Here is a 9796-nt window from a genome sequence, read left to right on the forward strand (position 1 = left end):
ACATGCTTGCGCGGGGATTGATAGCGTTCGTGGGACAGCGAGTGCCGGTGGTTCCCACAAGAGGTTCTGTAGGTCAGAAGCCAAGCCCTGTGGGCCTCGGAGCGCTAGTCCGCGGTTGACCATGATCCCTCGTCGATGTTCGCGACGACCCGGAATATGGGGCTGTCCTGAGGCACACTTCGATCCAATTAAGTGGCAACTCTGGACGTCCAGCTAGATGGAGTTGCGACTCTCTCGCAAGTGATTGAAATAAAATAGATTTCGCGCTATTTCAACAAAAGGGCTTGGTGCGAGAACCGCAACCAAATCGCAACTCTTAAATATCTCAACAAAACGCAACTAAGACGTATCTCAGGCAGGCGGCGGGGGATCATTTGCCACGCTGGGGATCTGCTCGGACGTCATCGCGAGAGCGCAGAATTGCCCTAGGTGTCCCGCATAGCACGATTCAAGATTCGCTAGTAACCGACGCTTGCTGGCACGCACCTCTTTCCTGTTGGTGCTATCCAGTTGCCTCGTGTGCCGCAAGACTAATAGGAAGCGCAGCGCGAAACTTGCAGCGCACATCTGGAGCGCAATTGGGGCTGGAGGTAGCTTGTCATCCTGCTCCCAGGCTATCAAAGTAGAAATAGCAATGCCTGCACACGCGGCGCATGTGGCAAGGGAAAAACCAAAGTACGTCCGAGCGGTGCGTAGCCGCTTGCCGAGCGTCGAGTAGATAAACCCCTTGCCGTGCCGGTCACTTCGCCGCCTAGACTTACGCGGCCTTGCTGGGTTTGGCCTTCGGGCCGCATTTCCGCACAACGGCTTTGAGGGTCATTTCAACGGCTTCCTGACCTTCAGGAGACGCTGACCGGAAGTCGGTCAGCATGGCCGATTCGCGGGGTGTCATCGCGGACGGCTCCATGTGCTGGCGCTGACCGGTCAGGATGTAGACCGTATCCCCGCCGAATGCGGCCAAGTCTTCTAGTTTGTTGAGGGGGATGTTTCCCTTCTCTACCCAGTTGTAGACGGTATTCCGGGCAGCCCCAAGCATCTTGGCCACGGTGCTGACGCCGCCAAGCCGCTCTACTTCCTCCAACAGCCTCTCTCCGCATTTGCCCATAATTTTGCGCGAAAACATTTACATGCTCAAAATATTGAGCAATAATCAAGTCAACACAGTCACCGACTGAGTGTAATTGAACAAGTTTACCCGAGAGGTTGATAAATATGCGCAAGGAGTTCCGGAAAGCAGCCCTTCGAGATAAGGGCTATACGGCGGCGAGGCTTGCCGACGAAATGGGTGTTGGGCGCTCGATGGTTACTCAGGTTCTCAACGAAAAAGCTACGTCACATCGCATCCAAGTTCGCGCCGCAGAAATCATCGGGAAGTCGTTCGAGGAAGTCTGGCCGCCGTGCAGCGAGTTCGCGCTGCGGCGTAAGAAGCAAAGCGACGCAGCTGCTGCTGCGTAATTTTGGTGAACATCAGAAATTCGCGAAGCAATAGCGCCATGCAACGAATCAAATCGCACTATTCCGCCACCGAGCTGGCTGTCATGAGTTTGCCCGGCTTGCCTAGTACGGAGTTTGGCATCCGGAAGCGCGCAGCCAAAGAGGTTTGGAGCGTGCGGCAACGGAGTAAGGGGAAGGGGTTTGAATATGCGCTCGACAGCCTGCCAGCAGAGGCGCAAGTGGAAATCCGCTATCGTGCCGCATCGATGCTGCTTGCTAGCGAGCCGATTGCCGATAGCGAGCCGCTCCGCCGTGAGCGGCAACTCAGCCTGGTCGAAACCGACACGCAGCGCCTGCGTGCAGATGCCCGCAAGGGCATTCTGTCGATGCTTGATCGCATCATGACGCACTGCCGCGTCTCGCGCGAAGCGGCCATGCATACGTTGCTGACGCAGGCACGCCTTGGCACGCTCGACGATTACCTGACGGCCATGCTTCGCGCCGCCAAAGATCCGCGCGGCCGCAAGGGCGACGAATTCCCGAGCATCCGTTCGCTCAAGCGTTATCTGGACCTCGGGAAACAAGGCCGCCTTGCACCAAAGATCTCAAAGGCGAGCTTCGTGATCCCTGTGTGGGCCAAGCTGTTCCTCGAACACTATCAGCAGCCGCAGAAACCGTCGGTGAATCAGGCCTATCACGAGTTCACCAAGGTATGTGGCGTACAACAGGTCGCCTACTCTATCCCGAGCATCCATCAGGTACGCGCGTTCCTGCGCAAGCTCGGCGCGGTGACGTTACAGACCGGGCGGCTGGGCTCACGTGAGCTCAAGAGCATGCTGCCTTTCGTTCGGCGCACGTTCGACAAGCTGCTGCCCAACGACATCTGGTCGGCCGACGGTCACACGTTTGATGCGGAGGTACAGCACCCGCTGCACGGTCGGAATTTCCGCCCTGAGATCACGTCGATCATCGACATCGCCACGCGTCGCGCGGTGGGCATTTCGCTCGATCTTGCCGAGTCGTCGTTTGCCGTGCTCGACGCGCTGAGCACCGCCGTGCTCCAGTGCGGCGTGCTGAGCATGCTGTACGTCGATAACGGTTCTGGCTACAACAACGCGCTGCTCAAGGACGAAGGCATCGGCGTGCAGGGCCGCCTTGGCTTTGTCGTCACGCACTCGATCCCCTACAACTCGCAGGCACGGGGTGTGGTGGAGCGGCTGCACAAGACGCTGTGGGTGGCCGCCGCGAAAAAGCTGCCGACATACATGGGGGCGGACATGGACCGGCAGGCCAAGCATGGCGTGTACAAGATCACCCGTGCCGCCATCAAGGACGGCGGGGCCACGCCCATGATGAGCTGGGAAGCGTTCATCGAGTTCTGCCAGGCGCAGCTCGAGGAGTACAACAATCGCCCCCACAGCACGTTACCGGTCATTCGGGATGCAAACACCGGCAAGCGTCGGCACCTGTCACCCAACGAAGCGTGGGCGGCGCATGTCGCCCAAGGCTGGCAGCCCGACATGCTCGACGAGCGCGATGCGCGCGCGGTGTTTCGCCCGCGCATCACGCGTACCGTGGCGCGTGGCGAGGTTCGGTGGCTCAACCACCACTATTCGAATCCGGAGCTGCTCGAATTTCATGGAGACGAAGTACAGGTCGCCTATGACATCAACGATGCGAAATACGTCTGGATTTACGCGCTCGACGGCCGCTACATCTGTCAGGCCGAAGCCGGTGCCAACGAGCGGGAGTACATGCCGCAATCTGCGGTCGAGCAGGCCCGTGAGAAGCGTGCCGATGCGCGGCTGAAGCGGGTGGACGCCCGACGCGACGAGATCGAGGCCGAGCGGCGCGGCCATCGGGCGCTGCCGATGCAGACGCCGGACGTGCTGGACATTCCGGGTATCGGTCAGATTTCGCGGGAAGCGTTGCAGGCACGCGTCATCGACGTGCCTGCCGTCGAAGTCGAGCCGGTCGCAGTGGTCGCGCCCGTGCTGCCGTTAGCGGAAGTCATCGAATTACCGGAGACGGAAACGGAATCGCAGCGATTTGCTCGTTGGAAGTCGCTCGACCAATTCATTTCAAGCGGTGGGACACCAGACGCGGAGCAATTGTGGTGGCACGGAACGTACCAAGAGAGCAGAGAATTCGCGGCGCAGAAGCGCCGCGAGGAAGAAGCTGGCGAGTTCCCGCTCGCCAACAACATGTAACACCAATCAAATCAAGGTGAATGATGACACAACACGAGTCGAAAAGTAAATCCGCAGCTTCCATTGCGCAGATCGCCAACCTCGGCATGTGCGACATCGCGATTGAGCGCGCGGTATCGCGTAGCGCCAACCTGCCGGGCCTTGTCTGCTTTTATGGCCCGTCTGGCTGGGGCAAGAGCATGGCCGCGAACTATGTCGCCAACACACGTCGCGCCCGCTACGTGCAAGCGAAGTCTGTCTGGACGAAGAAGCACTTCCTGAAGTCGGTGCTGTTCGAGATGGGCATCAAGCCTGCCGCGACGGTGCCGGAGATGACTGACCAGGTCGGCGAGGAGCTGGCGACGAGCGGCCGCCCGTTGATCATCGATGAGATGGATCACCTGGTCGACCGTAACGCGGTGGAACTGGTGCGCGATCTATACGAGTCGAGCCACGCGCCGATCCTGATGATCGGCGAGGAAGGGTTGCCTGCCAAGCTAAAGAAGTGGGAGCGCATGCATGGCCGCGTGCTCGCTTGGGTGCCTGCACAGCCGGTCACGCTGGAGGATGCGTACAAGCTTCTGCCGCTCTATTGCCCTGGCGTCGAGGTTGCGGAAGACATGCTGGCGAAGCTTGTCGAGCAATCGCACGGATCTGTGCGCCGCGTGTGTATCAATCTGGAGCGGTTCCAGGAAGAGGCAAAGGTGCATGGCTTCAGGCGCGTCGATGTTGCCGCGTGGGGCAAGAGAGAGTTGTACACCGGCGATGCGCCGAAGCGGAGGATCTGATCATGGCTCGCAAACCTGCAAATTTGGAACTGACCGGCGGCAAGGGGCTGCGCCAGCGCATTTGGGAGGAGATCCGTCGCACACGCGATGACTTCACGAAACACTCCATTGAACTGGCCACGTGCGTTCAGCCGGAAACGATTAAGACCTACCTGAAATCGTTGGAGCTGGGTGGCGTAATCGCTGCGGTGGGCGAGCGGCGAGCCGTAGTCGACCGCAAGCATTACCGACTCGTACGCGACATGGGTGTCGAGGCCCCTCGTCTTGACCGGCAGGGCAAGCCCGTCACGCAATCCCGAGGTACCGAAAACATGTGGCGCACGATGCGCATCATGCCGGACTTCACCCCGCGTGAATTGGCGCTTCGCGCGTCTACGCCGGACACGGTTGTTGCCGAAGAGTCAGCGAAGTCCTATGTCAAATGCCTTGCGCAAGCGGGCTATTTGGTTGTCATCGACCCGGGCCATAGCTTCATTCCAGGTAAGGGAGCGAAACAGGCGCGGTACCGACTGGTGAAGCGAAAGGGGCCGCGCCCGCCGATGATTCAGCGTACCAAGTCCGTCTACGACCCGAACGTCGGCAAGATCGTATGGCAGGAGGAACCCAATCATGACGCCTGTTGATGAGTTGAGATTGCTTCGTGAGGCTGTCGCGGAAGAATCGCAGGCGGTGGTGGCCCGTCGACTCGGGGTGTCGAGATCGTCAATCTGCATGCTCTTGAGCGGCAAATATCCGGGCAACACTGCAAAGATGATGGAGCGGGTGCGCACCAACCTCCGGTTTGTGCACTGCCCGCACGATGACATCACGATTTCCCTCGATGAATGCCGCTCCTTTGCCACTGAGCGGCCGCCGATCAACAAGCCCGAGCAACTTCGGCACTGGCGGGCATGCCAAAGCTGCCCGAATCGCCCGAGGCGAACCACCGACGCAAAGGAGTAAGTGATGAACACTCAATTTTCGGCCAATCTCACGGGCGAAACGGCTGCGAGCCTCAAGTCCAGTCCCGCGCTTATTCTGCGCACCTTGGACGAACTGGAGGCGAAGGGCTTGGTGGCTTTGGGATTTGAACACACGGTTCACATGTCGCCAACTGTGCAGCTCAGGCCAACCCGCGAATGTGTCGCGAAGGTCATGGATGGTACTGCTGTGTATTACGTCGAGTCCTATATCGACGGTGTCCGAACCCGGAAAGGTCAGTTTCGGCTGAACAACGTTCGCGTCATCTGGACTGAGAAGGAGGAGATCGCCTAACCCCAGCCAAACACAATTTTTCAGCAGAAATACGCAACATTTTATTAGGATTACTAAATGACTCACACTGAAACCATCCTCAAATACATTGTGGAGCACCCCGGATCATCGGCGGCCCAGGTCGCTGACGGCTGCAATCTGAGCATTGACGATATCGGCGACCTGCTTCTCCCGTCCATCGCTAACGGCAAGGTGATCAAGGACGCCCAGGGGCGCGGATCGCTTGTTTTCTACCACCCGTCCCAATCCCTCGTCAATGAGTTGGGTGCCTCGGTCGCGCCTCCAGCCCGTGGCCGTCCCCGGAAGGCCGTCGCGCAGGCCACGTCTGACGACGGCGACTTCTCGTGCGGCTTCTACACGGACGGGCGCTTGTGTATCACGAAGAAGAGCAAGGAGATCTTCCTGACATCCGGCGAGCGTGCGTCGCTCGTTGGTTTCCTCGACGCCATCAACATCGACCTCATCACTGGAGCTTCGCAATGACAGTCCAACAAGGCCCGACCATCGTCAATCCCATTTTGCTCCATAGCGCAGACGAGCTGCGCGCCGAATTGAGCCGGGTCAACGGTGAGCTGATCGCGCATTCGACTCAACTGTCCACGATTCACGGCAAGTATCAGTTGATGGCGTTGTTCACCAATCATGTCTATCGGCAACATCTGCGCGGCGATTTTCGTGGGGTGGCCGCACTCCTCCAGAGGCAACTTGAAGTCATTCCGGAGGTTCGGGAAGTGCTCGAAGAGGCGAATGACTTTTCCGACTACTGCCACATCGAGCATTGGGAGAAATCGGCTCGCTCCGCCACTGTCGGTGAGCCTATGCCGGAATACAAGTCCGGTTTCGAAGACCCTTGGCAACTTGGCGGCGTGGCAGTGCTGCAACTCAAGCTTGACGACGCCCACCGGGCGGGCATTGAGCAGGCATTGCGCTACGAGCGACTTGAAGCCTCGCTGAAGACCCTTGGCAACGGCGTGTGGCCATTCGTCACTGCTCACCTTGAGGGTGACCAGGCTGGTGTACTCGAAGCCGTCGCGACCTTTGTCGAGACATACGTCCGTAGCAGCCCTCGCCACTAAGTAGGCCGAATTCAGGAGGTATCAAATGGAACAAGAAATTCCCGATGGATTTGCGTGCGACGCGCATGGTCGGCTTATCCCCAGGGGGATGGTCAAGCCCATTGACGAACTGCGTGACCAAACGGTGCGAGCTTTGGTGAAAGAAGCGCTGCGCGTTCAGGCGGAACTGATGGAGTACAAGATGCGCGCCTTTACTGATATCGAGGCGTTTGTTGCCGCGAGCTTCGAGCAGTACGGCGTGAAATCCGGCGGAGCCAAAGGAAACGTCACGTTGATGACGTTCGATGGTCGCTACAAGGTCGTTCGCCAGATCGCGGAACGCATCCAGTTCAGTGAGCAGTTGCAAGCAGCCAAGGAACTCATTGACGAGTGCCTGCGCGAGTGGACGAAGGATAGCGACGGCAAGGTCAAGGCCATCATCAATGAGGCTTTTCAGGTCGACAAAGAAGGCAACGTGAATACCGGCCGCGTGCTCGGATTGCGACGTCTGAACATTGACGACCCGAAGTGGGCTACAGCGATGCGCGCCATTGTCGACAGCATTCGTGTGACGGGCACAAAGCCGTATGTCCGGATCTACGAGCGCGACGAGTCCACGAAAGAGTACAAGGCGATCAGCCTGGATATCGCTGCTATCTAATCCATCGGAGACTGTCATGAGTTTGAGCAAAGAGCAGCGGGCCGAACTGGAGGAAGAACTTACCATGCCTTACGGGCGCGTCGACCTGATGTGCGACGGCTTCAAGGTCACGCTTTCGGTGCAACTGTGGAAACGCCTGGTCTATCGAGTCTTCACCTACGTGAACGGCGAGTATTCGTACCGGTGGGCATGGAACGAATCGCCGTTGCCGGAGCAGAAATTCCTGCGAAAGTCAGTCCGCAAGGTCTGTTCGGCGAAGACCCGGCGCGCTGCGGAGAAGGCTTGCGGCAAGCGCTACGTGAAGAAGGATCCGTTCTACAGCGGCACGGTGACGTACTTCATGCCCGACTGGCCGAATGGCCGCTCCGCCATCAATCACCTGTGCAAGGTCTGCGAAAGCGTCGAGGTGGTTACCCCAAGTCAGCGCACGACGTTTAGCGTGAAACTTGGTGGTGACGCACCCCCTGCTTCGGAGGTGACGCCATGACGGCCGACATGTACGTGATCATCTTCGGGTTGGTCTCGTTCGGCTGGATTTGCCGCCGTGACTTGCACCGTTGGTTCTGGAGGAAAAAGTGATATCGGGCAAGTTGCTGACCCTGATCCATGTTGCCCGGCAGAAACTCGGCATGGACGACGACACGTACCGTGCAATGCTTTTTGAGGTGGCGGGAGTCAGGTCAGCCAAGGACTTGACTCCGGCGACGGTCGAGCGAGTGCTGCGTCACATGAAACGCTCCGGCTTTGTGCCAAAAGAGTCGCTCGGCCGTCGCCCCAAGGTCGCCAATATCCACGAGCCGAAGCTGCGAAAGATCGAAGCTCTACTCGCGGACGCCGGACGATCTTGGAGCTACATCACGAAAGGGATGGTAAAGCGCATCTGCAAGGTGGACGCCATCGAGTTTTGCCAGGGCGAAGAACTGACCATGCTTATCGCCGCGTTGCAGAAGGATGCGGATAGGAGGCGCAATGGACTTCGGCGACGTTGAACACCTCCTTCCCGAGGTGGCTCAATTGTTGGTTCGGGTGATTGGCATTTCCAAGGCGACGCGTCTCGTGGAGCAACTGGGCGGCACCACCTTCCCGGTGCCGGTTTATCTGACAACGCGGCGGGACGGTGAGGCAAGTTTCGAGGCGTTAGCGGAGATTGTTGGTCGTCGCGCCGCGACCGATATCTCGAAGTACTTCGGCGGGAACAATCTGTATGTCCCGAAGTGCCAGCGGGCGATGCGTGAGTTGCGCGGGCGTGCCATTCGCAATGAGTTTGACAAACTGGCGCGGGAATACGGCTCACGTGGGAGTGTGGCGAAACTGGCGAAGCAATACCGTATCGCAGACCGTCACGTGTGGCGTATCCTGAAAATGACAGACGACGTACCGCACGACGATCAGGGCACGTTGTTCTGACTCTCTCCAGTAATACCTTTCGGCCCCGCCTCAGTGCGGGGCTTTTTCATTGGTGGTGACATCGGGCATCACGCACAAGCGCTACCACAAACGTAAAGTTACTTCGTGATGTCGCATGTCACCACATGACACGAACAGGAGTAACTCGATGGCACGAATTTCAGCGGAGGTAGCGGGCGGCGCGAACGCTATCGCGCTGCTCGATACCGTAGCGCGCAGCGAGATCGATGCGTGGACGCTCGCCAATAGCGACGACGGCTACAACGTCCTGGTCGGCTCGCACGGCCCCACGCGCAAGAGCTGCGGCGGCGAGTTCGCACCGGCGCTCCTCACGTTCCCCTCGTATGAAACGCACCCGAACGTGCTGAATCGGGCGCTTGATTCGACGGCCGCTGGCCGCTATCAATTGCTGCATCGCTGGTTCGCGCCTTACGCCAAGGAACTGAATCTTCCGGACTTCAGCCCGCTCTCGCAGGACATGATCGCGATTCAGCAGATCCGTGAGCGCGGCGCACTGGAGCTGATTCAGCACGGGCAATTCGCGATGGCGATTGCCGCCTGCTCGAATATCTGGGCGTCGCTGCCCGGCAACAGCTACGGCCAGCACGAGAACAGCCTTGCCTCGCTCGCCGAGATCTACAAGGCGTGCGGTGGCCAGATCGCGGTCGGTTGAGGTGCGGCGATGAAACTGCGCGAACTGATCACCGATGCGAGCGGCCGACTCAGCCACTTACAGCTATGGCCGAGCATCGCATCGGCCGCAGCAACGGCTGTATTCCTCTACCAGGGCTTTACCCATCAACTCACGATCTACACGTGGCTGATCTACCTCGGCTGCGTTGGTGGCTATTCCGCTGTCGGCCAGTGGATCGTCGCCTGGCAGTCGATGCGCGGTTCGCGCGACGCATCGAAAGAATCGTTGCTACCGAGTGAAAAGCCGCCGTAGTGCCAAAACCGGCGCAAAGACTCTTCTAACTATCGATACATGAACGACCATGCAACCCACAA

The 9796-nt window shown here is 58.9% G+C and carries 15 protein-coding genes; 14 read left to right on the forward strand and 1 reads right to left on the reverse strand.

The genetic code is table 11. The features are described 5' to 3' along the window. Nucleotides 1-757: 757 nt before the first annotated feature. Nucleotides 758-1123 carry a carph-isopro domain-containing protein gene (locus tag PAN31117_RS13865; RefSeq protein ID WP_150738676.1) on the reverse strand — a complete coding sequence of 122 codons (366 nt, stop codon included), beginning with the start codon at nucleotides 1121-1123 and terminating at the stop codon, nucleotides 758-760. An 89-nt stretch (nucleotides 1124-1212) separates the two neighbouring features. On the opposite strand from PAN31117_RS13865, the gene PAN31117_RS13870 reads away from it, so the two are divergent. The 14 genes from PAN31117_RS13870 to PAN31117_RS13935 all read left to right on the forward strand — a co-directional run bounded on the left by PAN31117_RS13870 (nucleotide 1213) and on the right by PAN31117_RS13935 (nucleotide 9734). Then, nucleotides 1213-1455 carry a helix-turn-helix domain-containing protein gene (locus PAN31117_RS13870; protein WP_150738677.1) on the forward strand — a complete coding sequence of 81 codons (243 nt, stop codon included), beginning with the start codon at nucleotides 1213-1215 and terminating at the stop codon, nucleotides 1453-1455. Nucleotides 1456-1493: 38 nt separating this feature from the next. Continuing rightward, nucleotides 1494-3644: a Mu transposase C-terminal domain-containing protein gene (locus PAN31117_RS13875; RefSeq protein ID WP_150738678.1), complete on the forward strand. Its 2151-nt coding sequence runs from the start codon at nucleotides 1494-1496 to the stop codon at nucleotides 3642-3644. A gap of 20 nt (nucleotides 3645-3664) precedes the next feature. Next, on the forward strand, nucleotides 3665-4411 hold the full coding sequence (locus tag PAN31117_RS13880; RefSeq protein ID WP_217429656.1) for an AAA family ATPase: 747 nt from the start codon (nucleotides 3665-3667) through the stop codon (nucleotides 4409-4411). A gap of 2 nt (nucleotides 4412-4413) precedes the next feature. Next, complete coding sequence (locus PAN31117_RS13885) at nucleotides 4414-5034, forward strand: hypothetical protein (RefSeq protein WP_150738679.1); 621 nt, start codon at nucleotides 4414-4416, stop codon at nucleotides 5032-5034. After that, on the forward strand, nucleotides 5021-5353 hold the full coding sequence (locus PAN31117_RS13890; RefSeq protein WP_150738680.1) for a helix-turn-helix domain-containing protein: 333 nt from the start codon (nucleotides 5021-5023) through the stop codon (nucleotides 5351-5353). Before PAN31117_RS13885 ends, PAN31117_RS13890 begins: the two co-directional genes overlap by 14 nt. 3 nt (nucleotides 5354-5356) lie before the next feature. Then, nucleotides 5357-5665, forward strand: a complete 309-nt coding sequence (locus PAN31117_RS13895) for an HI_1482 family protein (RefSeq protein ID WP_150738681.1) — start codon at nucleotides 5357-5359, stop codon at nucleotides 5663-5665. Between the two features lie 57 nt (nucleotides 5666-5722). Further along, complete coding sequence (locus PAN31117_RS13900) at nucleotides 5723-6148, forward strand: hypothetical protein (RefSeq protein WP_150738682.1); 426 nt, start codon at nucleotides 5723-5725, stop codon at nucleotides 6146-6148. Next, nucleotides 6145-6741, forward strand: coding sequence for a hypothetical protein (locus PAN31117_RS13905; protein WP_150738683.1), 597 nt, complete (start codon nucleotides 6145-6147; stop codon nucleotides 6739-6741). The genes PAN31117_RS13900 and PAN31117_RS13905 overlap by 4 nt, the downstream gene beginning before the upstream one ends. A gap of 25 nt (nucleotides 6742-6766) precedes the next feature. Further along, nucleotides 6767-7381, forward strand: coding sequence for a DUF3164 family protein (locus PAN31117_RS13910; protein WP_150738684.1), 615 nt, complete (start codon nucleotides 6767-6769; stop codon nucleotides 7379-7381). A gap of 16 nt (nucleotides 7382-7397) precedes the next feature. Further along, nucleotides 7398-7868, forward strand: coding sequence for a hypothetical protein (locus PAN31117_RS13915; protein WP_150738685.1), 471 nt, complete (start codon nucleotides 7398-7400; stop codon nucleotides 7866-7868). A 70-nt stretch (nucleotides 7869-7938) separates the two neighbouring features. Next, nucleotides 7939-8370: a gp16 family protein gene (locus PAN31117_RS13920; RefSeq protein WP_246189073.1), complete on the forward strand. Its 432-nt coding sequence runs from the start codon at nucleotides 7939-7941 to the stop codon at nucleotides 8368-8370. Beyond that, complete coding sequence (locus tag PAN31117_RS13925; protein ID WP_150738686.1) at nucleotides 8351-8788, forward strand: Mor transcription activator family protein; 438 nt, start codon at nucleotides 8351-8353, stop codon at nucleotides 8786-8788. Before PAN31117_RS13920 ends, PAN31117_RS13925 begins: the two co-directional genes overlap by 20 nt. Nucleotides 8789-8936: 148 nt before the next feature. Beyond that, complete coding sequence (locus PAN31117_RS13930; RefSeq protein ID WP_150738687.1) at nucleotides 8937-9461, forward strand: glycoside hydrolase family 24 protein; 525 nt, start codon at nucleotides 8937-8939, stop codon at nucleotides 9459-9461. Nucleotides 9462-9470: 9 nt separating this feature from the next. Beyond that, on the forward strand, nucleotides 9471-9734 hold the full coding sequence (locus PAN31117_RS13935; protein ID WP_150738688.1) for a hypothetical protein: 264 nt from the start codon (nucleotides 9471-9473) through the stop codon (nucleotides 9732-9734). Nucleotides 9735-9796 lie beyond the last annotated feature (62 nt).

The organism is Pandoraea anapnoica (assembly GCF_902459765.1).
In the GTDB taxonomy this organism is placed as follows: Bacteria; Pseudomonadota; Gammaproteobacteria; order Burkholderiales; family Burkholderiaceae; genus Pandoraea; species Pandoraea anapnoica.

Bases quoted from the DNA above. Each gene is read 5' to 3' on its own strand.
- PAN31117_RS13865 (WP_150738676.1), bottom strand. From the start codon at position 1,123: ATGTTTTCGCGCAAAATTATGGGCAAATGCGGAGAGAGGCTGTTGGAG.
- PAN31117_RS13870 (WP_150738677.1), top strand. From the start codon at position 1,213: ATGCGCAAGGAGTTCCGGAAAGCAGCCCTTCGAGATAAGGGCTATACG.
- PAN31117_RS13875 (WP_150738678.1), top strand. From the start codon at position 1,494: ATGCAACGAATCAAATCGCACTATTCCGCCACCGAGCTGGCTGTCATG.
- PAN31117_RS13880 (WP_217429656.1), top strand. From the start codon at position 3,665: ATGATGACACAACACGAGTCGAAAAGTAAATCCGCAGCTTCCATTGCG.
- PAN31117_RS13885 (WP_150738679.1), top strand. From the start codon at position 4,414: ATGGCTCGCAAACCTGCAAATTTGGAACTGACCGGCGGCAAGGGGCTG.
- PAN31117_RS13890 (WP_150738680.1), top strand. From the start codon at position 5,021: ATGACGCCTGTTGATGAGTTGAGATTGCTTCGTGAGGCTGTCGCGGAA.
- PAN31117_RS13895 (WP_150738681.1), top strand. From the start codon at position 5,357: ATGAACACTCAATTTTCGGCCAATCTCACGGGCGAAACGGCTGCGAGC.
- PAN31117_RS13900 (WP_150738682.1), top strand. From the start codon at position 5,723: ATGACTCACACTGAAACCATCCTCAAATACATTGTGGAGCACCCCGGA.
- PAN31117_RS13905 (WP_150738683.1), top strand. From the start codon at position 6,145: ATGACAGTCCAACAAGGCCCGACCATCGTCAATCCCATTTTGCTCCAT.
- PAN31117_RS13910 (WP_150738684.1), top strand. From the start codon at position 6,767: ATGGAACAAGAAATTCCCGATGGATTTGCGTGCGACGCGCATGGTCGG.
- PAN31117_RS13915 (WP_150738685.1), top strand. From the start codon at position 7,398: ATGAGTTTGAGCAAAGAGCAGCGGGCCGAACTGGAGGAAGAACTTACC.
- PAN31117_RS13925 (WP_150738686.1), top strand. From the start codon at position 8,351: ATGGACTTCGGCGACGTTGAACACCTCCTTCCCGAGGTGGCTCAATTG.
- PAN31117_RS13930 (WP_150738687.1), top strand. From the start codon at position 8,937: ATGGCACGAATTTCAGCGGAGGTAGCGGGCGGCGCGAACGCTATCGCG.
- PAN31117_RS13935 (WP_150738688.1), top strand. From the start codon at position 9,471: ATGAAACTGCGCGAACTGATCACCGATGCGAGCGGCCGACTCAGCCAC.